Genomic DNA, 25538 nt, shown 5'->3' with positions numbered 1-25538 from the left:
CGCCCGGGCGGTCAGCTCAGTTGCGGCAGCACCTCGGCGCCGAGCCGGGCGATGTTCTCCATGGTCCCCGCGTGGTCGCCGGAGCCCTCGGTGAGCAGCGCGAACCGGCGGATGCCGGTCCGCTCGGCGGTGGCCAGCAGCCGGTCCGCGCACTCCCGGGGGGTGCCCACGGCGTGCAGGTCGCAGAGCAGCTCGGTGTAGGCGTGCGGATCGCGCATCTTCCGGGCCCGCCCGTCGACCGTGCGGTGCGCCCCGAGCCCGTACTCGAACCAGTCGGGCATCGCCCCCAGCAGGGTGGCCCGGGCCACCGGGGTGCGGTCGGCCACCTGCGCCACGCCGGCGGCCACGTGCTCGCGCTCCACCCGGGCCAGCTGCTCCTCGCCGCGCCCGCAGGCCCGCCAGGCGGTCCGGTAGGCGGCGAGCATCGCCTGTTTGTCGTCGTCGCCCGAGTGCATGCCGAGCAGCATCGGCAGGCCCCGCTCGGCGGCCAGCGCGACGCTGGCCGGGGAGGTGCAGGCGACCACCACCGGCGGCCCGCCGGCGGTCGGGTCACCGATCGTCAGACCGCCGTCGGCCGCGGCCGTGCCGGTCTCGGTGCGCTGGCGCGGGAAGCGCAGCGCCGGCTCGTCCGGCAGGCCCAGCCAGCGGGCCAGTTCGGCACTGCTGAGCCGGTCCGGCTCCACCGCCCGCGGGACCACCGCGACCTCCGGGAAGCTGAACTGCGGGCCGTCCCCGCGCACCCGGGAGCCGCGCAGGAAGCCGAGCAGCAGGTCCAGCCGCTCGGCGAAGCCCTGCTCGTACGCGGCCACCCCGCTGCCGAAGACCGCCAGGTCGATCCACGGCCCGCCGCGCCCGACGCCCAGCGTGAACCGGCCGCCCGAGGTGAGGTGCAGCAGCGCGGCCTGCTCGCCGAGCGCCACCGGGTGGGTGGTGGAGAGCACGCTGACCGCGGTGCCGAGCCGGATCCGCCGGGTGCGGCCGAGCAGCAGCGCGGCCAGCGTGGCGGCGTTCGGGCAGACCCCGTACGGCACGAAGTGGTGCTCGGCCAGCCAGACCGCGTCCAGGCCGGCCCGCTCCGCGGCCACCGTGCCCGCCACCGTCCGCTCCAGGGCCTGGGCGTGGCTCTGGCCGGGGAACTGGGCGGAGAGCATGAAGGCGCCGACCCGGATGGTGTCCTGGGCCGCCGGATGGCTGCCACCGCGTTCGGCGGCGGGGGCCGGGGGCAGCGCGAGCGGTCGCTCCGCACGGCTCCGGCGGGTGTGGCCGCCCCGGCCGGCGCGGGGCGCGTGGTCGGCGTCGGGGCCTGGGTGGACGCCGGCGGCGGCGCTGGTCTGGGTCACGGAAATGCCCTCCTCGGGTGCGCGCAGGCTGTGCGAGCCCCGCTCTGTCACCACGTGAGTAACCCATGTCATGTGCCATTGGCACTCGGGTCGGCCAATTTCCTGGCAGAACGGGTGGATATCCCCGAAATCCAGTCAGCAGCCGGCCGGGGCGTGATAAAGCTCGCCCTGCGCCCCCGACGACCCAGCCGGCCGCCGGCGATCGACGGGCGGTCGAGCGGGCGGTCGGGCGGCTGTCGACCACCGACGCGCCGACCTTAACCTGGAGAGCGAACCGCGCCCCCACCGAGAGGTGAACATCGTGTCCCCGCGACGCAACCGGACCAGCCACTCCGCCGACCAGGGCGAGGCGCAGCCGGCCCCGCTGGGCGGCTCGCTGCGCCGGGTGGAGAGCTTCGACGGCGAGGACTGGGTGGTGCAGACGGTGGCCGGCACCCCCGGCCGGTACTACCGCTGTCCCGGCTGTGACCAGGAGATTCCGCCGGGGACCGGTCACGTGGTGGCCTGGCCCGACCACGGCGCCGGGGTGGAGGACCGCCGGCACTGGCACCGCGCCTGCTGGGGGGCCCGCGAGCGGCGCGGCGCGGCGGTGCAGCGCGGGCGGAGCGCGCCCCGGTACTGATCCGCGCGCCCCGCCGTGCGCCCTCGGGCGGGTCAGGCGTCCCGGTTCTTCAGCACCGCGGCTCCGCCCACCAGGGCCGCCAGCGTCCAGGCGGCGCAGAGCAGGAAGCCCTCCGTCCAGCCGTAGGGCGCCTCGGGGCCGGGGAAGACGGTGAGCATCTCCCGTCCGGCGAAGTCCGGGAAGTAGTGCGCCACGTTCTTCACCTTGGGCACCGCCGAGAGGATCGGCGAGAGCAGGAAGAAGAACGGCACCAGCACGCCCAGGGCCAGCGTCTGGTTGTGCAGCATCGCGGTGACCCCGGCGGAGAAGAGGCAGAGCAGGGTGAGGTAGAAGGCCGCGCCGAGCACCGCGCGCAGCACGTCGGTGGAGCCGATCGTGGTGCGGTGGCCGCCGAGCAGCGCCTGGCCGAGGAAGAAGGTGACGAACGCGGTCACCAGCGAGACCGCCAGCGCCAGCAGGCCCACCACCACCAGCTTGCCGGTCAGCAGGGTGCCCCGCTGCGGCACCGCGGCCAGCGAGACCCGGATCATCCGGTTGTTGTACTCGTTGCCGACCGCGAGCACCCCGAAGACGATCATCGCGATCTCGCCCAGCGCGATGCCGGACAGGCTGGTCGCGGTGGGGTCGAACGGGCCGGTGGCGCCCTTGCGGAAGTCGGCGAAGTTGTGGTTGGTGAGGAACGAGAGCAGCGCGCCCAGGCCCGCGGTGACCACGAAGGTGAGCGCCAGGGTCCAGCCGGTGGAGCGGACGGTGCGGATCTTGGTCCACTCGGAGTTCAGGATCGCCGGGAAGGAAGCCATCTCAGTTCGCACCCTTCTGCTTCTTCGCGCCTCGTCTGCGCCCCTGTGCGCCGGCCGGTTGCCACTGTGCGCCCCAGCCGCCGGGGGCGTCCTGCGGGCCCTCGCCGCCCGGTGCGCCCCCGCCACCCCCGCCGGCCGGGCTGCCCGGGCCGATCGGGGCGCCCGCGGCGTCCAGCAGCGGGCCGCCCGGCACGCCCTGGGGCCCCGCGTGGTACTCCACCGAGTCCGCCGTCATCTGCATGAAGGCCTCCTCCAGCGAGGCCCGCTGCAGGCTCAGCTCGTGCAGCGTGACGCCGTGCGCGGCGGCCAGGTCGCCGAGTCGGACCGGGTCGCCGCCGAGCACCTCGTAGGCGCCGTCGGGGCCGGGGCTGACCGTGATCGACTGCCCGGCCAGCGCGTCCAGCAGCTGTTCGGGGTGCGGGGTGCGCAACCGGACCACCGAGCGGGAGTTGCGCTCGATGAACTCGGCCATCGGCAGGTCGGCCAGCAGCCGGCCCTTGCCGATCACCACCAGGTGCTCGGCGGTCAGCGCCATCTCGCTCATCAGGTGCGAGGAGACGAAGACGGTGCGGCCCTCGCCGGCCAGCCGCTTCATCAGGTTCCGGATCCACAGGATGCCCTCGGGGTCGAGCCCGTTGACCGGCTCGTCGAACATCAGGATCTCCGGGTCGCCGAGCAGCGCCGAGGCGATGCCCAGGCGCTGGCCCATGCCGAGCGAGAAGCCGCGGGCCCGCTTGTGCGCCACCTCGGTCAGGCCGACCAGGGCGAGCACCTCGTCCACCCGGCCGGCCGGGATGCGGTTGCTCTGGGCCAGCCAGAGCAGGTGGTTGTGGGCGGTCCGGCCGGGGTGCACGGACTGGGCCTCCAGCAGGGCGCCGATGTGCTTGAGCGGCTCGCTGAGGTGGCCGTAGCCCTTGCCGTCGATGGTGACCGAGCCGCTGGTCGGCCGGTCCAGGTCGAGGATCAGCCGCATGGTGGTCGACTTCCCGGCGCCGTTGGGGCCGAGGAAGCCGGTGACCACACCCCGCGGTACCTGGAAGGTGAGTCCGTCGACGGCGAGCTTGTCGCCGTACCGCTTGGTCAAGCCGTGCAGTTCGATCATCGGCGCTCCTGCTTCCTGTACCTCATTCATCGTCAGGTTATGACAAATCAGACAAATGGGCTCGGATTGTGCGGCCCTTCGGGAAGCGCCCTACCGTGGGCGCCATGACCGATCTCGCCTTTCGCGACCACGGCACCGGCACGCCGCTGCTCCTGCTGCACGCATTCCCGCTCCACGGCGGGATGTACCGCGCCCAGCTCGACGGGGCGCTCGGCACCGCCCGGGTGCTGGCGCCGGACCTCCCCGGCTTCGGGGACTCGCCCGCACCCTTCGGGGAGCCCTCGCTGGACGCCTGGGCGGACCGGTTGGCCGAGCTGCTCGACGCGACGGGCCTGGGCAAGGCGGTGGTCGGCGGGATCTCGATGGGCGGCTACCTGGCGATGGCCTTCGCCCGCCGCCACCCCGAGCGGCTGGCGGGGCTGCTGCTGGCCGACACCAAGGCGAGCACCGACCAGCCCGCGGCGCTGGCCAACCGGGAGCGGATCGCGGCGGCCGTGCTGGCCCGCAACAGCGTGGCGCTGCTGCGCGAGGAGCGGCTGGAGGAGTCGCTGCTCGGCTCCGAGAGCACCCCGGAACTGGTGCGTGAGGTCCGCGCTCTGATCGGGGCGGCCAGTCCGGCCGGGGTGGCCTGGGCGCAGCGCGCGATGGCGGGCCGGGTGGACTCCTTCGACACCCTGGCCGGGCTGCGGGTGCCGGCCGCGGTGGTGGTGGGGGAGCACGACGCGCTCACCCCGGTCGCCGATGCCGAGGAGCTGGCGCAGGCGCTGCCGGACGCCGAGCTGACGGTGATCCCGGGCGTCGGGCACCTGACGGCCCTGGAGGCCCCGGCGGCCTTCAACGCGGCCGTGACGGCCCTGCTGCGGCGCGTCTGAGCCAGCCGGGGCAGAGCGACCGCGCAGGGCGGCGCCGGCGGCGTCAGGGGCGGCAGCGCGGCACCCCGACACGACAAAAGCGGCGCTCGGTTCAGCGGTTCGGATGACCCGGGGTCAGCCGACCCGGAGTCAGCGCGACTGCTGGGCCGGGACGCCCAGCGCGTCGTCGGTGGGCAGCGAGGCGGCGGCCACCGCGGCACCGGTCAGCGTGGCCAGCATCTCGCGGACGTTGGTCAGCTGGGCGTTGATCGAGTCGCGGCGGTTGGTCAGCGCCGCCAGCTCGCGCTCGGATTCGCTGCGGATCCGGTCGGCCTTGGCGTTGGCGTCGGCCACGATGTCCTCGGCCTGGCGCTGGGCCGTCTCGACCGTCTGGCGGGCCCGGCGCTCGGCGTCGGTGCGCAGCTTCTCGGCCTCCAGGCGCAGCTGCTCGGCCCGGTGCTCGATCTCGGCCAGCCGCTTCTCGGCCTTGGCCTGACGGGCGGCCAGGTCGCGCTCCGACTGCTCGCGGCGCTTGGCCAGGTTGGTCTCGAACTCCAGCGCGGCCTGGGCGGCCTTGGTGCGGGTCTCCTCGAAGAGGGCGTCCGCCTCCTCGCGCTTGTTCTGCGCGTCCTTGCCGGCCTCGGCGCGCAGCTGGGCGCTGTCGCTCTTGGCCTTGTCGACGATCCGCTGACCCTCGTCCTCGGCCTTCGCCTTGCGGTCCTTGGCGTAGCCCTCCGCCTCGGAACGGACCTGCTGGGCGGCCGCCTCGGCCAGCTCGCGGTGCTGCTCGGCGGCGCGGTGCGCCTCCTCGCGCAGGTCCTTGGCCTCCTCCTCGGCGAGCCGCAGGATCTTCTCGACCCGGGCGCCGAGACCGGCGTAGGACGGCTCGGCGTCGGCCACCTGCGCCTGAGCCGTCTGGGTCTCGAGGTGCAGTTCCTCGATGCGCTTCTCCAGCGCACTGATCCGGGCCAACGCGCTGTCACGGTCGGCCACCAGCTTGGTGATCCGCTCGTCGACCTGGGCACGCTCGTACCCACGGCGCACCAGGTCGAAGCCGTGCGGGGAGTGACTGTCGCTCATGGGGTTCTGGGCTTCCTGTCGTCAAACCGCTGAGGTGGTTGAGGGAATCCTGACACGTTACCGGAGTGTCGTAGGCGAAAAGCCTATGGTTGACGGACAATGTCCGCTCAATCGGGTGGTGTCCCCCCTGACCTGCCACCACTCGATCGGGGGGCGCCCACTCCTGCGCCCGCCTTGGAACCCCCGTTTGAACCGCCGGACCCCGCGTTCGAGCCGCCGGACCCGCGCTTGCCGTTGCCCGAGGAGCCGGCCGCTCCCGAGGAGGTCGCCGCCTCCCGGGCCGCCGCCTGCTGCACCGGTGACGGAGCCTCGAAGGCCTCCAGCGCGGACAGCACGTCCTGGACCCGCGAGATCTCGGTGTTGATGTCCTTGCGCCGGCGGACCAGCTCCTCCAGCTCGCGCCGGCCCTCCTCGGTGACCCGGTCGGCCTCGGCCCGGGCCGTGCCGGCCACCCGCTCGGCCTCCTCCTCGGCCAGTCGCAGCTGCTCGGCGGCGGTCTCCTCCGCGGCGCGCAGCCGCTTGGCCGCCTCGCCGGCCGCGGCCTCCAGCTGCTCCTCGGCCTCGTCCTGGGCCGACTTCAGCCGCTCCTCGGCCTCGGTGCCCAGCCGCTCGGCCTTCTCGGTGGAGGCGGCCAGCTTCTGTTCGGCCTCCTTGAGCAGTCCCTCGGCCTTGCGGACGGCCGAGATCCGGACCTTGCTGGCCTCCGCGGAGGCCTCCGAGGTGAGCTCGGCCGCGCGCTCCTCGGCGGCCGCGACCAGGGCGGCCGCGCGCTCCTCGGCCTCGGCGACGGCGGCCACCGCCTGCTCCTCGGCCTCGGTCAGCTGCTCCTGGGCCGCCGTCACCAGCGCGTCCACCCGCTCGCCGGCCGACTTCATGGCCTGCGCGTTCTCCTTGCGGGCGCGCTCGTGCAGCGCCTCCACCTCGGCCTCGGTGCGCTCGCGCAGCTCCTCGGCCCGCTCCCGGATCGCGGTGGCGTCCCGGCGGGCCTCGGCGAGCAGCGCGTCGGCGTCCGAGCGGGCCCGCTCGACCTCGGCCTGCCCGGCCGCCTCGCCGGCCGCGACCAGCCGCTCGGTCTCCTTGCGGGCCGCGGCCACCATGGCGTCGGCCTGCTCCTCCGCGGCGGCGGTGGTGGCCAGCGCGGTGGTCTGGGCCTCCTCGCCGAGCGACTCGGCGTCGGCGAAGGCCTTCTCCAGCAGCGAGGTGGCCTTGCCCCGGGTCGAGGTGTCGAACTGCTCGGCCTGCTCGCGGGTGGCGGTGTCGTAGGCGTCGGCCCGCGAACGGGTGGCGACCTCGTACTCCTCGGCCAGGGTGCGGGTGGCCGAGGAGAACTCCTCCGCCTCGGTGCGCAGCCGGGTGGCGAACTGCTCGGCGTCGGCCACCACCGCACCCGCCCGCTCCTCGGCCTCGGCCGCGGTGTGCTGGGCCAGCGCGTCGGCCTCGACCAGCTGCCGGCGGACCTCCTCGCGGGTCTCGGCCAGGTGCGCCTCGGCCTCGGCGCGCAGCGCCGCGTCGTACTCCTGGGCGTCACCGGCGAGTCGGGCGGCGTCCGCCTCGGCCTCGGCACGCACCCGGGCGGCGTACTCCTCGGCCTCGGCGCGCACGCCGCGGTCGTAGGCCTCCGCCTCGGCCCGCAGCCGCTCCTGGTAGGTGTCCGCCTCGGCGGCGATCCGGGCCGCCTCGCGCTCCGCGGCCTCCCGCTCGGCCGCCGCGGCGGCCTGGGCCTGGGCCCGCAGCTCGGCGGCGTCGCGCTCGGCGCCCTCGCGCAGTTCGGTGGTCTCGTGCTCGGCGGTGGCCCGCAGCTCGGCGGTCTCCCGCTCAGCGGTCTCCCGCAGTTCGCGGGTGGCCTGCTCGGTCTCGGTGCGCAGGGCGGTCAGTTCGGCCGCAGTCCGCTCGCGCAGTTCGGTGGTCTCGCGCTCCGCGGTGGCCCGCAGCTCGGCGGCCGCCTGCTCGGCGCGCTCGGTCAGCTCGGCCACCTGCTTGGCGCCGGCCTCGTGCAGTCCGGCCACCGACTGGCGGGTCGCGGCCGCCTCCTCCTCGGCGGTCTCGACCAGCTCGGCGGCCCTGGCGGTGGCGGTGGCGGTGGCCTCCGCGGCCTCCAGGCGGGCCTGCTCCAGCGCCTCGGCGGCGGCGGCCCGCAGCGCGGTCGCCTCCTCCTCGGCCTGCGCCAGGGTGGTCAGCGCCGAGCCCTCGGCCTGCGCCAGGTGCTCGGCGGCCAGGGCCTGGAGCTCGGTGGCGGCCGCCTCGGTCTCGGCCCGCAGCCGGCCGGCCTGCTCCTCGGCCTCGGCCCGCACCCGCTGGTCGTAGGCGGTGGCCTCGGCCCGCAGCTGCCGGTCGAAGTCGACCGCCTCGGCCCGCAGCCGCTCGTCGTAGGCCTGGGCCTGGGCCCGCAGCTCGGCGGCGTCGCGCTCGGCGCCCTCGCGCTGCTCGGTGGTCTCGCGCTCCGCGGTGGCCCGCAGCTCGGCGCTGTCGCGGGCCGCACTCTCGCGCTGCTCGGCACTCTCGCGGGCGGCGGTCTCCCGCAGTTCGTGGGTGGCCTGCTCGGTCTCGGTGCGCAGCGCGGTCAGTTCGGCCGTGGTCCGCTCGCGCAGTTCGGTGGTCTCGTGCTCGGCGGTGGCCCGCAGTTCACCGGCCAGCTGCTCGGCCTCGGCGCGCAGCCCGCCCGCGTACTGCTCGGCCTGCGACCGCAGCTCGGCGGCGGCCTGCTCGGCGGCGGCGCGCTGCTCGGTGGTCTCCCGCTCGGCGGTGGCCCGCAGTGCGGCGAGCTCGGCGTCGGTCCGCTCGGCCAACTGCTCGGCGGCCGCCTCGGCCTGCTCCTGGGCCTGGGTGGCGGCGGCCAGCCGGGCGGCGCTCTCCTCCTGCTCGCGGCGCAGCGCCTCGGCGGCCTGCTCGGCGGCCCGCCGGCCCTCCTCGTGCAGCGCGGTCACGCCCGCCTCGGCCTCGGCCAGCAGCCGCTCGGCCTCGGCCACCGCCTGCGCCTCGCGCTCCTCGGCGGCCTGCTGGGCAGCCGCCTGCACCGCGCCGGCCCGCTCCTCGGCCTCGGCCCGCACCCGCTGGTCGTAGGCCACGGCCTCGCGGCGCAGCTCGGCGGTCTCCCGCTCGGCGGCGGCCCGGTTGTCGGCGGCGGCGGCCTTGGCGGCCGCCAGCACGTCCTTGTGCTGCTGCTGGGTGGTGGCCGCGAGCTTCTCGGCCTCGGCCCGGGCCCGGGCCAGCGTCTGTTCGGCCCGCGCCTGGGTCTGGCCGGCCTGCTCCTTGGCCTCCGACCGCAGCCGCTCGACCTCGGCGGCGGCGCCCGCGCGCAACTCGTCGGAGTCGGCCTTGGCCTTGGTGAGCAGCTCCTCGGCGGTCTTGGCGGACTCCTCTATCTGCGCCACGGCCTGCCGGCGCGCCTCGCCGCGCACCCGGTCGGCCTCGGCGGCGGCGCTGGTGCGCAGCTCCTCGGCCTCGGCCCGGAGCCGGGCCGCCTCGTCCTGCATCGCCTCCATCCGCGCCCGGATGCCGGCGGCGTCGTCCAGCGCCGCGTTCTGCGCCTGCTCGACGGCCGCCTGGGCCTGTTCGCGCAGCAGCTCGGCCTCGGCGGTCGCCTCGGTGCGCACCCGCTCGGCCTCGGCGGCGGCCTCGGCGCGGGTGGCCCCGGCGTCCTCGGTGGCCCGGGCCAGCACCTCCTCGGCGCTCTTGGCCGCCTTGGCCAGGTGCACGGTGGCGTCCTTGGCGCCCTCGGCCCGGCCCTGCTCGCGGGCGTCGTTGCGGATCGCGTCGGCGGAGCTCTCGGCCTGGGCCCGCAGCTCGGCGGCCTCGGCCACCGCGGCGGCCCGCAGCTCGGCGATGGCCGCCTCGGCCTCGGAGCGCAGCTCGGTGGCCACGCTCTCGGCGGCGGTGCGCAGCCGGTCGTTCTCGTCGTCGGCGGCGGCCTTGGCGGCGTCGGCCTCGGCCTGCACGGTCTGTGCCCGGGCGAGCTGCTCGGCGGCGGCCGCCTTGATCCGGTCGGCCTCCTCGGTGGCCTTGGCCACCATCCGGGCCACCTCGGCCTTGGCGGTCTGCGAGCGCTGGGCGCTGGCGGCCTCGCCGTCGGCGACCCGCTGCTCGGCGGCGGCCTCGGACTGGGCCCGCAGTTCCTCGGCGGCCCGGGCGGCCTGGGCCTGGAGCTCGGCGGCCTCCTGGCGGGCCCGCTCGGCGTCCGCCTCGGCCTCGGCGCGCAGCCGTTCGATCTCGGCCTGGGCGCGGGCGGCGGCCTCCTCGGCCCGGCGCTGGTCCTGCTCGACCTGGTCCTTGAGCGCGGCGATCTCGGCCTGGGCGAGGGCGACCCGCTGCTCGGCGGCGGCCAGCGCCTCGGCGTGCAGCTGCTCGGCGGCGGCCTGGGCACCGGCCAGCTGCTGCTGGGCCTCGGTGGCGGCGGTGCCGCGCAGCTGCTCGGCCTCGCCGACGGTCTGCTGGGCCTGCTCGCTGGCGGCCCGCAGCAGTCGCTCGGCGTCGCTCTGGGCGCGGGCCCGGGTGGCCTCGGCGGCGGCCTGGGCCTCGCCGCGGGCGGCGTCGAGGTCGGCGGCGGTCCGGGCGCGGGCCTGGTCGGCGAGGGCCTCGGCCTCGGCGCGGGCGCCGGCCATCATCCGGTCGGCCTCGGCCCGGGCCTCCTGGAGCAGCCGCTGGGCCTCCTGCTCGGTGCCGGCGCGGGTCTGCTCGGCCCAGTTGACGTTCTCGTTGACGTGCTGCTCGGCGGCCCGGCGCAGCTCGACCAGCTCGTCCTCGAGCTGGCGGCGGCGGGCCTGGAGCTCGGCCTCCAGCCGGGCGGTGCGCTCGGCGGCCTCGGCCATCAGGCGCTGGGTGGCCGCCTGGGACTCGCGCAGCTGGCGCTCGGCGTCCGCGCGCAGCGCCTCCGCCTGCATCTCGGCGGTGCGCAGCAGCTGCTCGGCCTGACCGGAGACGGCGTCGAAGGCGCGCGGCTGGGCCAGCTGCCGACGGGACTCGTGCAGCTTGGCCCGGAGCACCTCCACCTGGTAGGCGAGGTCCTCGGCATGCTCGACGGTCTTGTCCCGCTCCTTGCGAAGCCGCTCCATCTCGGCCTCGAACTGGGAGAGGTGATCATCAACCTCGTAGCGGTCGTTGCCCCGCACTGCGCGGTCCCATCCATCTCCTGGTCGCGTCCTCGACCGGGACGACCGCACCGACCCCGTCGGGTCGGCCGGCCGAGCCGGTCCTAACATCCGCGGCCAGCTCCGGACGGGGCCGGAACTGGGGGCGTCCCAGAGGTCCTGGGACCGCCCGCCACGGTCGGAGCCGTGGTCCGATGGGGCGCGCGGTGACCGCGCTCCGCCGACCGGGTGGACTCCTGGGCGAACTCTTGCCTTCTGGAGAATGGTGACAGATCCGTACTGCTTCTGTTCAGCCGTGCCCTGGCTACGGACTCCCCGCGACCCTGGGCAGTGTAGTGGGCCGGGACGGGCCTGTAACCGCCGAGGTGGCTCCTGACGCAGGTTACCGGTGGGTCGGGGGCGACCGGTCGTTACCGGATCAGTGCTCCTCGCCCGGTCAGTGCTCCTCGCCCGGCTGCGCCGAGGTGACCAGCTCGGTCAGCACCCCGCCGCAGTCCTTCGGGTGCAGGAAGGTGATCCGCGAGCCCATCGAGCCGCGGCGCGGCTCCTCGTAGAGCACCCGGACGCCCTTGCCCTTGATCTCGGCGGCATCGGCGTCGACGTCGGCGGTGCCGAAGGCGATGTGGTGCACGCCCTCGCCGTTCTTCGCCAGCCACTTGGCGACCGTGGAGTCCTCCCGGGTGGGCTCCAGCAGCTGGAGGTAGGAGGCGCCGCCGTCGCCGGTGTCGTTGATCTTGAGCATGGCCTCGCGGACGCCCTGCTCCTCGTTCACCTCGCTGTGGAACACCTCGAAGCCGTACGTGGCACGGTAGAACTCGACGGTCTTGTCGAGGTCGAAGCAGGCGATGCCGATGTGGTCGATCCGGGTCAACACGGGGTGCCTCCTGAGGCTCGGGTCGGACCAGTGCAGCGCAGACGACGGGCGCGGCGCCACCGGGCCGCGTGCGAGCCTGATCACACCGCTGCTCCGGTGACGCCCGGGTTACGGGTCAGTACATTGAGCTGCATCCTCCCCCCGGGCCCTGTCGTCGTGCTTAAGACCCGGCAGGTCCACCCTGGCCATGACGTGCGAAGGGGCTCGTGCCATGCCTACCGCTTCCGCTTCCACCACCTCCGTGATCGTCGCGGGTGCCCGCACCCCGATGGGCCGGCTGCTCGGCTCGCTGAAGGGCTTCTCCGGCGCCGACCTCGGCGGCTTCGCGATCAAGGCAGCACTGGAGCGGGCGGGGGTGACGGGCGAGCAGGTGCAGTACGTGATCATGGGCCAGGTGCTGCAGGCCGGCGCCGGCCAGATCCCGGCCCGCCAGGCCGCCGTCAAGGGCGGCATCCCGATGGACGTGCCCGCGCTGACCATCAACAAGGTCTGCCTCTCCGGCCTGGACGCCATCGCGCTGGCCGACCAGCTGATCCGGGCCGGCGAGTTCGACATCGTGGTGGCCGGTGGCCAGGAGTCGATGACCAACGCCCCGCACCTGCTGCCGAAGTCCCGCGAGGGCTTCAAGTACGGCGCCATCGAGATGCTCGACGCGATGGCCTACGACGGCCTGACCGACCCGTGGGAGAACATCCCGATGGGTGAGTCCACCGAGCGCCACAACACCCGCCTGGGCATCGGCCGCGAGGTGCAGGACGAGATCGCCGCCCGCTCGCACCAGCGGGCCGCCGCCGCGCAGAAGAACGGCGTGTTCGAGGCCGAGATCGTCCCGGTGGCGATCCCGCAGCGCAAGGGCGAGCCGGTGCTGTTCAGCCAGGACGAGGGCATCCGCGCCGACACCACGGCCGAGGGCCTGGGCAAGCTGCGCCCGGCCTTCACCAAGGACGGCACCATCACCGCCGGCACCGCCTCGCAGATCTCCGACGGCGCCGCCGCGGTCGTGGTGATGAGCAAGGCCAAGGCCGAGGAGCTGGGCCTGAGCTGGATCGCCGAGATCGGCGCGCACGGCAACGTGGCCGGCCCGGACACCTCGCTGCAGTCCCAGCCGTCCAACGCGATCAAGCACGCGGTGGCCAAGGAGGGCATCGCGGTCGAGGACATCGACCTGATCGAGATCAACGAGGCCTTCGCCGCGGTGGCCCACCAGTCGATGCTGGACCTCGGCGTGGACGCCGAGAAGGTGAACGTCAACGGTGGCGCGATCGCGCTGGGTCACCCGATCGGGATGTCCGGCGCCCGTCTGGTGCTGCACCTGGCGCTGGAGCTGGGCCGGCGCGGCGGCGGGATCGGCGCGGCCGCGCTGTGCGGCGGCGGCGGCCAGGGCGACGCCCTGATCATCCGGGTCCCGAAGGCCTGAACCGGCTGCCCGGCCTGAGCCGGTGTCCTTGGCGGCGCCTCCGCGAGCGTGCGGGGGCGCCGCCGTTCGAGTTCCGGAGTCTTCGAGTTCCGGAGTTGAGGAGAAGAGCACCATGATCGACGTGCCGGCCCTGGTCGAGCAGGCCCGCGCCGGGCGCCCGCGCGCGGTGGCCCGACTGATCACCCTGGTCGAGAACGCCGCCCCCGAGCTGCGCGAGGTGATGGCCGCGCTCGCGCCGTACACCGGGCAGGCGTACACGGTGGGCCTGACCGGCTCGCCCGGCGTGGGCAAGTCCACCTCCACCTCGGCGCTGGTGACCGCCTACCGCCGGCTCGGCAAGCGGGTCGGGGTGCTCGCGGTCGACCCGTCCTCGCCGTTCTCCGGCGGCGCGCTGCTCGGCGACCGGGTGCGGATGCAGGACCACGCCACCGACCCGGAGGTCTTCATCCGCTCCATGGCCACCCGCGGCCACCTGGGCGGGCTCTCCTGGGCGGCCCCGCAGGCGCTGCGGGTGCTGGACGCGGCGGGCTGCGAGGTGATCCTGGTGGAGACCGTCGGGGTCGGGCAGTCCGAGGTGGAGGTGGCCGCGCAGGCGGACACCGCCGTGGTGCTGCTGGCGCCCGGGATGGGCGACGGGATCCAGGCGGCCAAGGCCGGGATCCTGGAGATCGGCGACGTCTTCGTGGTCAACAAGGCGGACCGGGACGGCGCGGACGCCACTGCGCGGGAACTGAGCCACATGCTGGGCCTGGGCGAGTCCCGCAAGCCGGGGGACTGGCGGCCGCCGATCGTCAAGACGGTGGCGGCCCGCGGCGAGGGCGTGGACGAGGTGGTCGAGGCGCTGGAGAAGCACCGCGGCTGGCTGGAGGAGCACGGCGAGCTGGCCGCCCGCCGGCAGCGCCGGGCGGCCCAGGAGGTCGAGGCGATCGCGCTGGCCCAGCTGCGGGCCCGGATCGGCGACCTGCGCGGCGACCGGCACCTGGCCGCGCTGGCCGAGCAGGTCGCGGCCGGCCGGCTGGACCCGTACGGCGCGGCCGACGAGCTGATCGCCGGACTGACCGAGGGTTAGGGCCGGCCGGTCTTGGGGACGGCGGGTCGTCACGTGCGCCGCGCTGCGCGGCCGCTCGGGCTCAGGCCCGGCCGCGCAGCGCCCGCAGGTGCTCGGCGATCGGGGCGAGCGCGGTGTACATCGCGTCCAGCTGCTCGTCGTCGAAGCGGTCGATGAAGTGCGCCCGGACGCTGCGCACGTGGTCCGGGGCGGCCTTGCGCAGGGTCTGCCAGCCGTGCTCGGTGAGGTGGGCGTACAGGCCGCGGCGGTCGCCCGGACACTCCTGGCGCAGCACCAGGCCGGCGCTCTCCATCCGGGTGATCTGGTGCGAGAGGCGGCTCTTGGACTGCAGGGTGGCGGTGGCCAGGTCGGTCATCCGCATCCGGTGGTCGGGCGACTCGGAGAGCACCACCAGGATCTCGTAGTCGTTGATCGCCAGGTCGTGCCCCTGCAGCTCCCGGCCGAGCTGGTACTCCAGCAGCCGGCTGACCTCCAGGTGGGCGCGCCAGAGCCGCTGCTCCCGGGCCGTCAGCCAGGGGGCGTCATCCGGGGTGGGCGCGGCCGGGGGTTCGGTCGGCTCGGGGGCGTTGGTCTCCATACCGACCATGGTACTCGGTATTGTTCAACTTTCTACAATATTTGAGGACCGGCCGGGCAGTACGACCGGGGTGATCGTACTGCCCGGTACGTTCCGGCGGGACCGGTCAGGCGTGCACCGGCGCGCCCAGGGCGGCCTGCTCGACCTCCAGCAGCGAGGCCGAGTGGCGCTCCGCCTCGAAGGCCTTGACGCCGCCGCGCAGCCCGAAGAGTCGCTTGCCGAGCAGGATCCAGAGCACCGCCAGCACGTTGAGCGCCATGGTGGCCACCTTGAAGCCGCTGACGTGCTCGTGCAGCTCGTAGCCCTCCAGCGGGAGGAAGGCGGCGGTGGCGATCACCGCGAGGTACTCCGCCCAGCGCTTGCCCAGCCACAGGCCCACGCCCTCGACCGACTCGATCAGCGAGTACGCCAGCACGCCGCCCGCGACGTAGACCAGCGTCTTGTGCTTGTAGTCGAAGCTCTTGCGGATGCTGTCGATCACCGAGGCGTGTTCCAGGTCCCAGTGGAAGTGGTCGGCCACCGGCTTGAAGACCGTCAGGTCCTGGTCGAAGAGCTGGTGCAGCGCGTCCTGGCTGTTGGAGAACTTCCACACCGCCCAGGCGACCAGGATGCCCAGCACGCCGCGGAAGCCGCGCTCGACCGCGAGCAGCTTCAGCACGAAGGCGTCGCGCAGCGCCTTGCCGCGCAGCACCGCCGGCGCCTGGTCGGCCGGGCCGCTGCCGTGCGGCTCGCCGATCGCGAAGTCGCCGCAGCGCAGGCAGCGCCAGGCGGCACCCGCCGCGGTGGCGGTGTGCAGCCGCGAGCGCAGTGCCGGCTCGCTGGGTGCGTAGGTGGTGTGTCCGCGCTTGGCGCAGACCCGTCGGTTCCAGTCCCGCTTGGCCATAGGTTCGTCCCCCGTCCGGTGGCGTCGCGCCCGGCGGCCGGGCGCGCGGGCAGCAAGGATAGCGACCCGCTCCGACGGCCCGTCAGGGGCGCGTGACGGTGTGATCTGCCCCACCGTGGGCCACCCCCGGCGCGGGTCGGCGGCCCCGATCTGCCCATAATGGGCGACGGCTTGTGCCCCCGTTCACAAGCGACCCGTCACTCCGTGAGGTAGTTCGCCATGCAGAACAGCGCCGCCGCCCACCGCCTGCGCCTCGTCTCGGCCCCCGAGGGCCTGTCCTTCATACTCCTGCTGATCGGGGTGGTGCTGAAGTCGACCACCAGCTTCAACCCGGTCCCGGTGCTCGGCTGGGTGCACGGCCTGCTCTTCATCGCCTACGTGGCCTTCCTCTACCTGGCCTGGCAGAAGGAGCGCTGGGACACCAAGAAGGTGGCGGTGCTCTTCGTGCTGTCGGTGCTGCCGACCGGCGGCTTCTTCGCCGAGCGGATGCTGGCCAGGGACGAGCGCGGCGCGGCGGCTCCGGCCACCGCCTGATCCGCTCGGATGTTCGGTCCCACCATGCGGATTCCCGCCGTTCGGTGACCCGCCCGCCGGTACGGTGTGGAGGTGACAAAGCCGCTCGCCCTCGACTTCGACCCGATCGCCCGTGCCGACGAGTTGTGGGCCCGCCGCTGGGGTTCGGCGCCGTCGATGGCGGCGATCACCTCGGTGATGCGCGCCCACCAGATCCTGCTCGGGCGGGTCGACGCGGTGGTCAAGCCGTACGGCCTGACCTTCGCCCGGTACGAGGCGCTGGTGCTGCTCAGCTTCAGCCGCACCGGCGAGCTGTCGCTCTCCAAGATCGGCGAGCGGCTGATGGTCCACCCGACCAGCGTCACCAACACCGTCGACCGCCTGGAGAAGGCCGGCCTGGCCTCCCGCCGGCCCAATCCGCTGGACGGGCGGGGCGTGCTGGCCGCGATCACCGAGCGCGGGCGCGCGGTGGTCGAGCAGGCCACCCGCGAGCTGATGGCGATCGACTTCGGACTGGAGTCCTACGACGCGGAGCAGTGCCAGCAGGTGTTCGACCTGCTCCGCCCCCTGCGGGTGGCGGCCGGCGACTTCGCCGAGCCCCCGGCGCAGTGATCACCGGATCGGCGGTTACCCTCGGATGAGCCGTGCGGCTCCCCCCGAAACCCCCGTGCAACGACGAAGGCTGGCCCGACCATGAAGCAGAGTGTGGTGACCCGCTACCGGGTCATGGCGTACCTCACCGGCGTGCTGCTGATCCTGCTGACCATCGCCTGCATCGCCAAGTACGTGCTGAACGTGGCCAACGCGGACGACTTCGTCGTGCCGATCGGCATGGCGCACGGCTGGCTGTACGTGGTCTACCTGGTCTTCGCCTTCGACATGGCCAGCAAGGCCAAGATGCCGCTCGGCCGGATGGCCTGGATCCTGCTGGCCGGCACCGTGCCGACCGCGGTGTTCTTCGTCGAGCGCCGGGTCACCCGCGAGCTGGCGCCGCTGTTCGCCCCGGCCGAGCCGAAGGCCGAGCAGGCCGCCGGCGTCTGAGCGCATCCCGAACCCCTCGAGCGGGCCCCCACTGCGGTGGGGGTCCGCTCGCGTTTTGATGGATGCCGTGGCGGGGGGCCATCGACAATTAGTAGGACGTCCGAGTAAATTACTAGGACGTCCTACCATCGACTGCGAGCGGGAGCGAGCCCCATGGACGCCGAGGAGATCGAGCGCGGCAGACAGCGTTGGCAGCAGCGCTACGACAGCGCCCGCAAGCGCGACGCCGACTTCACCACCCTGTCCGGCGAGAGCGTCGAGCCGGTCTACGGCCCCGCGCCCGGCGAGGCCCGCGAGGGCTTCGAGCGGATCGGCTGGCCGGGCGAGTACCCGTTCACCCGTGGCCTGCACCCCACCGGCTACCGCGGTCGGACCTGGACCATCCGGCAGTTCGCCGGCTTCGGCAACGCCGAGCAGACCAACGAGCGCTACCGGATGATCCTCGCGGCCGGCGGCGGCGGCCTCTCGGTCGCCTTCGACATGCCGACCCTGATGGGCTACGACTCCGACGACGCGCGCTCGCTCGGCGAGGTCGGCCACTGCGGGGTGGCGATCGACTCGGCCGCCGACATGGAGGTCCTCTTCAAGGACATCCCGCTGGGCGACGTCACCACCTCGATGACGATCAGCGGCCCGGCGGTGCCGATCTTCTGCATGTACCTGGTGGCCGCCGAGCGGCAGGGCGTCGACCCGGGCGTGCTCAACGGCACCCTGCAGACCGACATCTTCAAGGAGTACATCGCGCAGAAGGAGTGGCTCTTCGCCCCCGAGCCGCACCTGCGCCTGATCGGCGACCTGATGGAGTACTGCGCCGAGGGCATCCCGGCCTACAAGCCGCTCTCGGTCTCCGGCTACCACATCCGCGAGGCCGGGGCCACCGCCGCCCAGGAGCTCGCCTACACGCTGGCCGACGGCTTCGCCTACGTCGAGCTCGGCCTCTCCCGAGGCCTGGACGTGGACGTCTTCGCCCCCGGCCTGTCCTTCTTCTTCGACGCCCACCTCGACTTCTTCGAGGAGATCGCCAAGTTCCGTGCGGCCCGCCGGATCTGGGCCCGCTGGCTGCGCGACGCCTACGGCGCCAAGACCGACAAGGCCCAGTGGCTGCGCTTCCACACCCAGACCGCCGGGGTCTCGCTGACCGCCCAGCAGCCCTACAACAACGTGGTGCGCACCGCCGTGGAGGCGCTCTCCGCGGTGCTCGGCGGCACCAACTCGCTGCACACCAACGCGCTGGACGAGACCCTGGCGCTGCCCTCCGAGCAGGCCGCGGAGATCGCGCTGCGCACCCAGCAGGTGCTGATGGAGGAGACCGGGGTGGCCAACGTGGCCGACCCGCTGGGCGGTTCCTGGTACGTGGAGGCGCTGACCGACCGGATCGAGGCGCAGGCGGAGGAGATCTTCGCCAGGATCCTGGCCAAGGGCAGCCCGGACCACCCGATCGGCCCGATGACCGCCGGCATCCTGCGCGGGATCGAGGAGGGCTGGTTCACCGGCGAGATCGCCGAGGCCGCCTTCCAGTACCAGGTCGCGGTGGAGAAGGGCGCCAAGCGGGTGGTGGGCGTCAACTGCTTCCCCGGCTCGGTCACCAAGGACCTGGAGATCCTGCGGGTCAGCCACGAGGTGGAGCGCGAGCAGGTGCGGGTGCTGGGCGCCCGCCGGGCGGCGCGCGACGAGGCCGCGGTGCGGGCCGGGCTGGACGCGATGCTGGCGGCGGCCCGGGAGGGGTCGAACATGATCCCGCCGATGCTGCAGGCGGTCCGGGCCGAGGCGACCCTGGGCGAGATCTGCGACGCGCTGCGCAAGGAGTGGGGGATCTACCGGGAGCCGGCCGGCTTCTGAGCGGACCCCGCGAGCCGAACGGCCGCCGGGCGGGAGTCGTCCCGCCCGGCGGCCGTTCGGCTTGGGAGTGGCCTGCGGGCGCGGGAACACCGACCGGTTCGGCACGGTGGGACGATCCCGTTGTTTGACGGTTCCGTGGTCGCCACGGCAGAATCCTGCAATTTGTGACCAACTTGTCTGAGGATCATTCCGGGTCGGGCCGCCGGCCGTCCCTGCCGAGAGCACTCCGATCGCGCGGCACGGTGGCCGAACTGTTCACCGGGCGCAACAACAGCCTGGGCCTCCTGCGGCTGGTGATGGCCGGGTCCGTGATCTTCTCCCACGCCGGAGTGCTGGGCTTCGGCAGCGTCAGTCTGCTGAATCGTTCCTTCCACGGCCAGACGAATGTCGGAAACCTCGCGGTCTACGGCTTCTTCGTCCTCTCCGGCATCCTGGTCACCCGCAGCGGCGCCCGCCTGGGCATCGGCCGCTTCCTCTGGCACCGCGCGCTCCGCCTGCTCCCGGGGCTGTGGACCTGCCTGCTGGTCACCGGCCTGGTCATCGTGCCGCTCGCCTACTACCGGTTGCACGGCGGCAGCCTGGCCGGCTTCTGGCAGCACCCGGACAGCCCGTTCGAGTACCTGCGGAACAACCTCTTCGCCGGCGAGTACCAGACCGAGGTCGCCGGCGTGATGCACCAGGGCGCCCAGAAGGGTCTGATCTACGACCCCGAGCTCAACGGATCGCTCTGGTCGCTCAAGTACGAGATGCTCTGCTACTTCGCAGTGGCCCTGCTCGGCTGGTCCGGCGTCCTGCAGCGCGCCCGGCGCACGATCGTGGTGGTGACCGCCGCACTGGCCGTGCCGGTGCTCGGCGACGCATTGCCCACCCGCTTCCTCGACCCGCGCTCGGTGCCCCGCCCGTCGGTGCTGATCCCGCATATGGGCTCGGTGAACCTCAGCTACCTGCTCTACCTGGCCATCGCCTTCGCCATGGGCGCGCTGATCGAGCTCTACCGCGATCGGATCCCGGTCAACGACCTCCTGGGCGTGCTGTGCGGCGTCACGGTGGTCGCCACCCTGCTGGAGGGGTACTTCTTCGTCATCGGCCTGCCCGCCTTCGCCTACCTGCTGCTCTGGCTGGCCATCCGGCTGCCCGGCCCGCTGCGCCGGATCGGCGCCAAGAACGACTACTCCTACGGCCTCTACATCTACGGCTTCCCGGTCGAACAGCTGCTGGCCGCGTTCCACGCCGGCCACCTCGGCCGCCTGGGCTTCTCCGCGCTGGCCTTCGCCCTGACCCTGCTCCTCGCCGCCGCCTCCTGGCACCTGGTCGAACGTCCGGCCCTCCGCCTGAAGGACATCGGCCGCCGCTCCGGCCCCGGCCGCTCCGGCAGCACACCGCCGCGCCGGACAGAGGCTCCCACCGCGGAGCTCCAGCACTCCTGACCCCGATGCCACTGACCGAGTCAGTGGCATCGCGGTTTGCCGGGCCGGTCGCTCAGCAGGGCTGGTAGAGGCCGGGGTTGAGCAGCAGGTCGGTGAACCGGCGGATCCACTGCGGGGTCAGCGGCTCGCCGATCACCAGCATCCGGTGTTCGACCGCGCCCGCGATGGTGTCGAAGATGATGTCGATCTCCTCGGCCGCGACCGTCGCGTCGGCCTCGGCGGAGAGTTCGCCGCGCGCCGCCGCGTTCGCCAGCCCCTGGTGCACCAGGACCTTCTGCGGGTCGACGATGTGCTCGCGGATCCGGCGGCGCAGCTGCGGGTCGCGGCTGCCCTCGGCGAAGACCGCGAGCAGCGCGGCCTGGCTCTCCGGGCGGGCCAGCACCGCGGCGAACTGGGTCACCACGTCCTCGATGTCGGCCCGCAGGCTGCCGCGGTCGGTCATCTCCAGCTCGTCGAAGAGGCTCGCCACGGCGTCCACCACCAGCTCGTTCTTGGACGGCCAGCGGCGGTAGAGGGTGGTCTTGGCAACGCCCGCCCGGAGGGCGACGTGGCCCATGGTCAGTCCGCCCCAGCCGAGCTCGGCCAGCGCCTCCCGGGTCGCGTCGAGGATCGCCTGGTCCGCGGCGGCGCTGCGCGGGCGCCCCTTGCTGCGGGGTGGGGCCGGCTGCTGGGTGGGGGCCACCGGGCCTCCTTGCATGTACCGATGAGTAGCTTGGGTGGGGGTTGCAACCGTATCCAGTGTTCACCATCGATGAGAAGTGGCTTACATCACGTGGTTGACAGGCTTGCGGGACTTGCGAGCCGGGGGTCGGACCCAGATACGCTACGACCTGTAGCGAATAGAGCGGCAACCACGTGCCGGCCCTGTGGGAGGGGCGGGTGCGGGGCGCGGGTGGGGATCCGCGCCGCACGAGCCCCTGTCGCCCGCCCGCGGGCCGGCAGGGACGGAACGGCTACCAGGGTGGCCGGCTCCGCACTGTAGGGGAGCGGAGCCGGCGCGAAGCCCCATGGGCGCGGCATCGACGCGGACTTTCCCGGCGGATGGCGCCCGGCACTCGCGCGAACGGGGGAGGATGGTGCCATGCAGCCACGGAACACGCATCTGAACAGCGCCGCCCTGCGCGGTGCGGTCGACCTCGCCGCGGTCAAGGCGGCCGGCGAGGCCGCGCAGAAGGCCGAGCAGGCCCGCGCCGAACGCGCCCGCCAGGCCGCCGCCGCCGAGGCCGCCGGAATGCCGGCCCCGGGGGCCGGTTACCCCCTGGTCCTCGACGTCACCGAGGAGACCTTCGAGGACGAGGTCGTCCAGCGCTCCGCCGAGGTTCCGGTGGTGGTGGACTTCTGGGCCGAGTGGTGCGGCCCGTGCAAGCAGCTGAGCCCGATCCTGGAGCGGCTCGCCGAGGAGTACGCCGGCCGGATCGTGCTGGCCAAGATCGACGTCGACCAGAACCAACTGCTGGCGCAGCAGTTCGGCATCCAGAGCATCCCGGCCGTGATGGCCGTGGTGGCCGGCCAGCTGGTGCCGCTCTTCCAGGGGGCGGAGAACGAGACCAACGTCCGCAAGGTGCTGGATCAGCTGATCCAGGTGGCCGAGCAGCGCTTCGGCATCGTCGGCGGCGCCGGCCTGCCCGCCGGTGAGGGGGCTCCCGAGGACGCCGTGCTGCCGCAGCGTCCCGAGGACCCGGCGCTGGCCGCCGCCCACGACGCGCTGGACAGCGGCGACCTGGCGGCTGCGGTCGAGGCCTATCAGAACGTGCTGGGCGAGCAGCCGGGCAACACCGAGGCCCAGCTCGGGCTGGCCCAGGCGGTGCTGCTGCAGCGGGTGCAGGGGCTGGACGCACAGGCGGTGCGCACGGCGGCCGCGAACGACCCCAAGGACGTCAAGGCCCAGCTGGACGCGGCCGACCTGGACCTGGTGGGCGGTCACGTCGAGGACGCCTTCGGTCGCCTGGTGGACGCCGTCGGCCGGACCGCGGGTGCCGACCGGGACGCCGCGCGGGTCCGCCTGCTGGAGCTGTTCGAGGTGATCGGCGCGGACGACCCGCGGGTCACCGCTGCCCGCTCGGCCCTGGCCCGGGTGCTGTTCTGACCCGCTGACCCGCCGTCCGGTGCGGAGCGCCGGGACGACGGGCCGCGGACCCGCAGCTCGCGGGAGGCCTGAGTGCCTCCGGGGGCCGGGCGGGAGCGGCGGTTGATGGCACGCCAGATGACCTGCGGTGTCGTGAGTGATAAGGCGACAATCGTGTCAATCTCGCGAGGGTTTATCAAATCTTGACAACAACGGCGCGTAGTCACCTTGGGTGACTGCGCGCCGTTGTTCGTCCCTGTTTCCAGGGGATTTCGTCGATGCGACGCCGGGATTTCGTCACACTACGTCAATGTCATGGACTGGTCATGATCAACGAAGGTGGCTATTGGATTACCAGTCAGTAATGGGCCCCTTGTGCTCCGGCCGGGATTCCAGCACGATCGGCTCGCCCGGTCCCTCACTTCACTCCCCGGCAGTCTGCCGGACACCTGTGCGGTGCGGGTCCCCACCGGGTAACCGCCGTCGAGTTGCGGCGGTTGAGAGGAGCAGGGGGGTGTCCGCGTCCCACCGCGGTTCCTGTTCCTCACACGGTCGCGCGACCCCGCGCGGCTGCTTGGTTGTCGCTCGGGGGTGATCGCCCGTCGTCAGGTCTTCCTGCTCGGCGTCGGCGCTATCGGCTACCGAGGACGTAGTTCGTCTCCCATCCCAGGACGGATCCGCAGCGTGTCGGACCCGACCGGAGATGTACGTCCGAGAAGGAGGACACGCATGTCCAAGACTTACGGCAAGACCCGCTGGAAGCGCTTCGCCCTGGTGATGATCCCCAGCATCGCCGCCACCACCGGCATCGGCATCAGCATCGCCCAGAGCGCGCTGGCCGCCTCGTTCAGCGTCTCCGGCCAGGACTTCAAGGTCACCGCCGACCAGCTGCACGGCACCAACTTCGCCCAGTTCGGCTCGGTCGACGTCGGCTCCGACAAGACCCCGCACGTGGTCGCGATCTCGGCCTTCGACACCGCGAGCATCCACAACCTGTGCCAGTCGGTCGTCTACCACCTGGGCCCGCTGGGCACCTACACCCTGCAGCTGCACGCGGGCACCGCGGCGGTCAACGGCGACCTCGCCACCGACCAGAAGCAGGTCCAGGCGCAGAACATGCTGATCGACCTGGACCAGCTGAACGCCGACGCGAAGTTCAGCCACATCGACATCGGCCGGGACGCGTCGACCCTGAACGGCAGCGCCACCAACGGCTGGAAGGCGGCCGACGGCAGTGGCCTGCCGACCGGCGCCACCGGCTTCGCGCAGGCCGCCCAGTCCGCCGACCTGTCCAACGTGCAGCAGCAGGCGTGGGCCACCTCGGCCGGCACCTTCTCGCTGCCGGGTCTCAGCCTCAAGATCGTCTCGGGCGACAACGAGTGCTACTAGGCCGTTCCTGACGGGATGTCCGGCCCGACCGGGCACCCGGCACGAATGAACGGATGAGACCGGGGCCGCGCGGCCCCGGTACCCAGGGGGCGGCGCGCATCGAGCCGTCCCCTGGCCGCACACCCCAAGCTCGTCCCCTCGGACAGATCCACGAGTCGGACAGATCCACGAGGAGTTCCATCGTGACCAGCGCAACTGCCCCTTCCTGGCCCGACGGCGCCGGCCTGTTCACCCGGGTGCGACTGCGGTTCCGTGCCTGGCGCCGGACCCGGCCGTTCTGGGGCGGCCTGATCTCCGCGGTGGGCGGGCTGCCGATCCTGTACTTCCCGTACGCCCACCTGACCCTGTCCGGGGTCACCATGACGATGTCCACCACGGCGGGCGCCGGTTCGCTGGTGATCGGGCTGCTGATGATCGCGCTCGCGCTCTCCGCCTGGTTCCAGCCGGTGATCAGAGTCTTCTGCGGGATCGGCGTCACCATCCTGACCCTGATCTCGATCCCGGTCTCCAACCTGGGCGGCTTCGGGCTGGGCCTGATCCTCGGTCTGATCGGCGGCGGCCTGCTCTGCTCCTGGGCGCCGCTGCAGGAGCCCAAGGCCAAGCGGGCGCGCAGGGGCGCGCCGGTCGCCGCCGAGGCCGAGGCCGGTGCTGCCGCGGTGGCCGGGGCCGGTGTGGCCGCCTCCGTCGCGACGCTGCCCGAGCAGGCGGCTGCGGAGCCGGCCGTCGAGTCCGCCGAGGCCGAGCTCCCGGCCGAAGCCGCTGCCGAGGCCGCGACCGTGGTGCTCCCCGAGCAGCAGTCCGGCGCGACCGAGCAGGCGGGGGACGCGAAGTGACCGCGCCGGACGAGCAAGCGCAGCAGCCGGTCGCCAAGGGGCCCCGGCACGCGGCGCCGCGGGCGAGCGGGCGCAAGCGGGCCCGGCTGCTGGCCTTCACCGCCGTCCCGACCGCCCTGCTGATGGGCAGCACCGTGGTCCCCGAGCTGACCGCCTCGGCCGCCACCAACCCGTCCTGCGCGGCGGCCGCCAACGCGCCCACCACGATCACCCAGGTCCCCAAGAGCGAGCTCACCCCGGTCCCGAACCCGACCGCCACCCCGGGCGCAGCGGCCGCCACCCCTACGCCGAAGCCCACGGCCACCCCGAGCACCAAGGCCGCCGCGCCCACCACCCCGGCCCCGGCCACCCCGAGCACCGCCGCGCCGAGCACGCAGGGCACCCCGAGCACACAGGGCACCCCGAGCACCGCCGGCGCGCCCGCCCAGAAGGCCGCCACCACCACCGGTGGCCAGCCGGTCAGCGCCGCCTTCGTCGCGCCCTCCGCCGCCCAGCAGCAGGCCGCCGCCGCGACGACCAGCCACGTGGTGCAGGCGGACGACGGCAGCGGGAACCTGCTCGGCGACATCATCAACGGCATCGTCGGGATCTTCACCCCCGGCGGCCACCAGAGCCAGCCGCCGCAGCCGACCCCCTCGCCCTCGGCCTCCGCCACGCCGAGCACGCCCGCGCCGCCGGCCCAGCCCGCCGCGCCGTCCTCCGCCCCTGCCGCCGCCCAGCCCCAGCCGGCGG

Annotated in this window: 21 protein-coding genes and 1 pseudogene; 13 read left to right on the top strand and 9 right to left on the bottom strand. The window is 73.6% G+C overall.

All coding sequences use genetic code 11. The features are described 5' to 3' along the window. Window positions 1–11: 11 nt before the first annotated feature. Entirely contained in the window at window positions 12–1169 is a 1158-nt protein-coding gene (locus ACQRUO_RS18345; RefSeq protein ID WP_428317049.1) for an LLM class flavin-dependent oxidoreductase, read from the bottom strand. A gap of 472 nt (window positions 1170–1641) precedes the next feature. Here ACQRUO_RS18345 and ACQRUO_RS18340 point away from each other — a divergent pair, with 472 nt between their 5' ends. After that, complete coding sequence (locus ACQRUO_RS18340) at window positions 1642–1962, top strand: ATP/GTP-binding protein (RefSeq protein WP_428317028.1); 321 nt, start codon at window positions 1642–1644, stop codon at window positions 1960–1962. Window positions 1963–1994: 32 nt separating this feature from the next. On the opposite strand, the gene ACQRUO_RS18335 is transcribed toward ACQRUO_RS18340, so the two are convergent. Beyond that, window positions 1995–2762, bottom strand: coding sequence for an ABC transporter permease subunit (locus ACQRUO_RS18335; protein ID WP_428317027.1), 768 nt, complete (start codon window positions 2760–2762; stop codon window positions 1995–1997). A 1-nt stretch (window position 2763) separates the two neighbouring features. Continuing rightward, on the bottom strand, window positions 2764–3864 hold the full coding sequence (locus ACQRUO_RS18330; protein ID WP_428317026.1) for an ABC transporter ATP-binding protein: 1101 nt from the start codon (window positions 3862–3864) through the stop codon (window positions 2764–2766). A gap of 104 nt (window positions 3865–3968) precedes the next feature. On the opposite strand from ACQRUO_RS18330, the gene ACQRUO_RS18325 reads away from it, so the two are divergent. Then, window positions 3969–4736 (top strand): alpha/beta fold hydrolase, encoded by a 768-nt coding sequence (locus ACQRUO_RS18325; protein WP_428317025.1) that lies wholly within the window; start codon window positions 3969–3971, stop codon window positions 4734–4736. Window positions 4737–4865: 129 nt separating this feature from the next. Here the strand turns inward: ACQRUO_RS18325 and ACQRUO_RS18320 are convergent, their stop codons facing one another. From ACQRUO_RS18320 to mce, 3 genes are all read right to left on the bottom strand, one after another. Next, window positions 4866–5795 (bottom strand): cellulose-binding protein, encoded by a 930-nt coding sequence (locus tag ACQRUO_RS18320; RefSeq protein ID WP_428317024.1) that lies wholly within the window; start codon window positions 5793–5795, stop codon window positions 4866–4868. Window positions 5796–5902: 107 nt separating this feature from the next. Next, window positions 5903–10900: a hypothetical protein gene (locus ACQRUO_RS18315; RefSeq protein WP_428317023.1), complete on the bottom strand. Its 4998-nt coding sequence runs from the start codon at window positions 10898–10900 to the stop codon at window positions 5903–5905. A 415-nt stretch (window positions 10901–11315) separates the two neighbouring features. Further along, window positions 11316–11753, bottom strand: coding sequence for a methylmalonyl-CoA epimerase (mce, locus tag ACQRUO_RS18310; RefSeq protein ID WP_428317022.1), 438 nt, complete (start codon window positions 11751–11753; stop codon window positions 11316–11318). A 211-nt stretch (window positions 11754–11964) separates the two neighbouring features. Here mce and ACQRUO_RS18305 point away from each other — a divergent pair, with 211 nt between their 5' ends. Both ACQRUO_RS18305 and meaB read left to right on the top strand, forming a co-directional pair. After that, on the top strand, window positions 11965–13170 hold the full coding sequence (locus ACQRUO_RS18305; protein WP_428317021.1) for an acetyl-CoA C-acetyltransferase: 1206 nt from the start codon (window positions 11965–11967) through the stop codon (window positions 13168–13170). Window positions 13171–13282: 112 nt separating this feature from the next. Further along, a complete protein-coding gene (gene meaB / locus ACQRUO_RS18300) occupies window positions 13283–14239 on the top strand; it encodes a methylmalonyl Co-A mutase-associated GTPase MeaB (protein ID WP_428317020.1) in 957 nt (318 codons plus the stop codon). 61 nt (window positions 14240–14300) lie between these two features. On the opposite strand, the gene ACQRUO_RS18295 is transcribed toward meaB, so the two are convergent. Both ACQRUO_RS18295 and ACQRUO_RS18290 read right to left on the bottom strand, forming a co-directional pair. Continuing rightward, on the bottom strand, window positions 14301–14816 hold the full coding sequence (locus ACQRUO_RS18295) for a MarR family winged helix-turn-helix transcriptional regulator (RefSeq protein ID WP_428317019.1): 516 nt from the start codon (window positions 14814–14816) through the stop codon (window positions 14301–14303). Between the two features lie 106 nt (window positions 14817–14922). Next, window positions 14923–15699 carry a DUF2127 domain-containing protein gene (locus ACQRUO_RS18290; protein WP_428317018.1) on the bottom strand — a complete coding sequence of 259 codons (777 nt, stop codon included), beginning with the start codon at window positions 15697–15699 and terminating at the stop codon, window positions 14923–14925. Window positions 15700–15918: 219 nt separating this feature from the next. On the opposite strand from ACQRUO_RS18290, the gene ACQRUO_RS18285 reads away from it, so the two are divergent. The 5 genes from ACQRUO_RS18285 to ACQRUO_RS18265 all read left to right on the top strand — a co-directional run bounded on the left by ACQRUO_RS18285 (window position 15919) and on the right by ACQRUO_RS18265 (window position 20519). Then, window positions 15919–16233 (top strand): DUF3817 domain-containing protein, encoded by a 315-nt coding sequence (locus tag ACQRUO_RS18285; protein ID WP_428317017.1) that lies wholly within the window; start codon window positions 15919–15921, stop codon window positions 16231–16233. A gap of 72 nt (window positions 16234–16305) precedes the next feature. Continuing rightward, window positions 16306–16824 carry a MarR family winged helix-turn-helix transcriptional regulator gene (locus ACQRUO_RS18280; protein ID WP_428317016.1) on the top strand — a complete coding sequence of 173 codons (519 nt, stop codon included), beginning with the start codon at window positions 16306–16308 and terminating at the stop codon, window positions 16822–16824. A gap of 81 nt (window positions 16825–16905) precedes the next feature. Beyond that, a complete protein-coding gene (locus ACQRUO_RS18275; RefSeq protein ID WP_428317015.1) occupies window positions 16906–17253 on the top strand; it encodes a DUF3817 domain-containing protein in 348 nt (115 codons plus the stop codon). A gap of 153 nt (window positions 17254–17406) precedes the next feature. Beyond that, window positions 17407–19092 (top strand): acyl-CoA mutase large subunit family protein, encoded by a 1686-nt coding sequence (locus ACQRUO_RS18270; RefSeq protein ID WP_428317014.1) that lies wholly within the window; start codon window positions 17407–17409, stop codon window positions 19090–19092. A gap of 242 nt (window positions 19093–19334) precedes the next feature. Then, window positions 19335–20519, top strand: coding sequence for an acyltransferase family protein (locus tag ACQRUO_RS18265; protein WP_428317013.1), 1185 nt, complete (start codon window positions 19335–19337; stop codon window positions 20517–20519). Window positions 20520–20571: 52 nt separating this feature from the next. Here the strand turns inward: ACQRUO_RS18265 and ACQRUO_RS18260 are convergent, their stop codons facing one another. Beyond that, entirely contained in the window at window positions 20572–21216 is a 645-nt protein-coding gene (locus ACQRUO_RS18260) for a TetR/AcrR family transcriptional regulator (protein ID WP_428317012.1), read from the bottom strand. 384 nt (window positions 21217–21600) lie between these two features. On the opposite strand from ACQRUO_RS18260, the gene trxA reads away from it, so the two are divergent. The 4 genes and pseudogenes from trxA to ACQRUO_RS18240 form a co-directional block, all read left to right on the top strand. Beyond that, window positions 21601–22605: a thioredoxin gene (trxA, locus tag ACQRUO_RS18255; protein WP_428317011.1), complete on the top strand. Its 1005-nt coding sequence runs from the start codon at window positions 21601–21603 to the stop codon at window positions 22603–22605. A 708-nt stretch (window positions 22606–23313) separates the two neighbouring features. Continuing rightward, window positions 23314–23973, top strand: a complete 660-nt coding sequence (locus ACQRUO_RS18250) for a DUF6230 family protein (protein ID WP_428317010.1) — start codon at window positions 23314–23316, stop codon at window positions 23971–23973. Between the two features lie 182 nt (window positions 23974–24155). Beyond that, a complete protein-coding gene (locus ACQRUO_RS18245; protein ID WP_428317009.1) occupies window positions 24156–24806 on the top strand; it encodes a DUF6114 domain-containing protein in 651 nt (216 codons plus the stop codon). Further along, window positions 24803–25538 (top strand): annotated as a pseudogene (locus ACQRUO_RS18240) (hypothetical protein); the annotation flags it as partial. The gene ACQRUO_RS18245 and the pseudogene ACQRUO_RS18240, both read left to right, overlap by 4 nt.

The organism is Kitasatospora sp. LaBMicrA B282 (assembly GCF_050325825.1).
Lineage (GTDB): Bacteria > Actinomycetota > Actinomycetes > Streptomycetales > Streptomycetaceae > Kitasatospora.
Note: the sequence above shows the minus strand (reverse complement) of the source record. Positions and strands in the feature narration are given on the sequence as shown.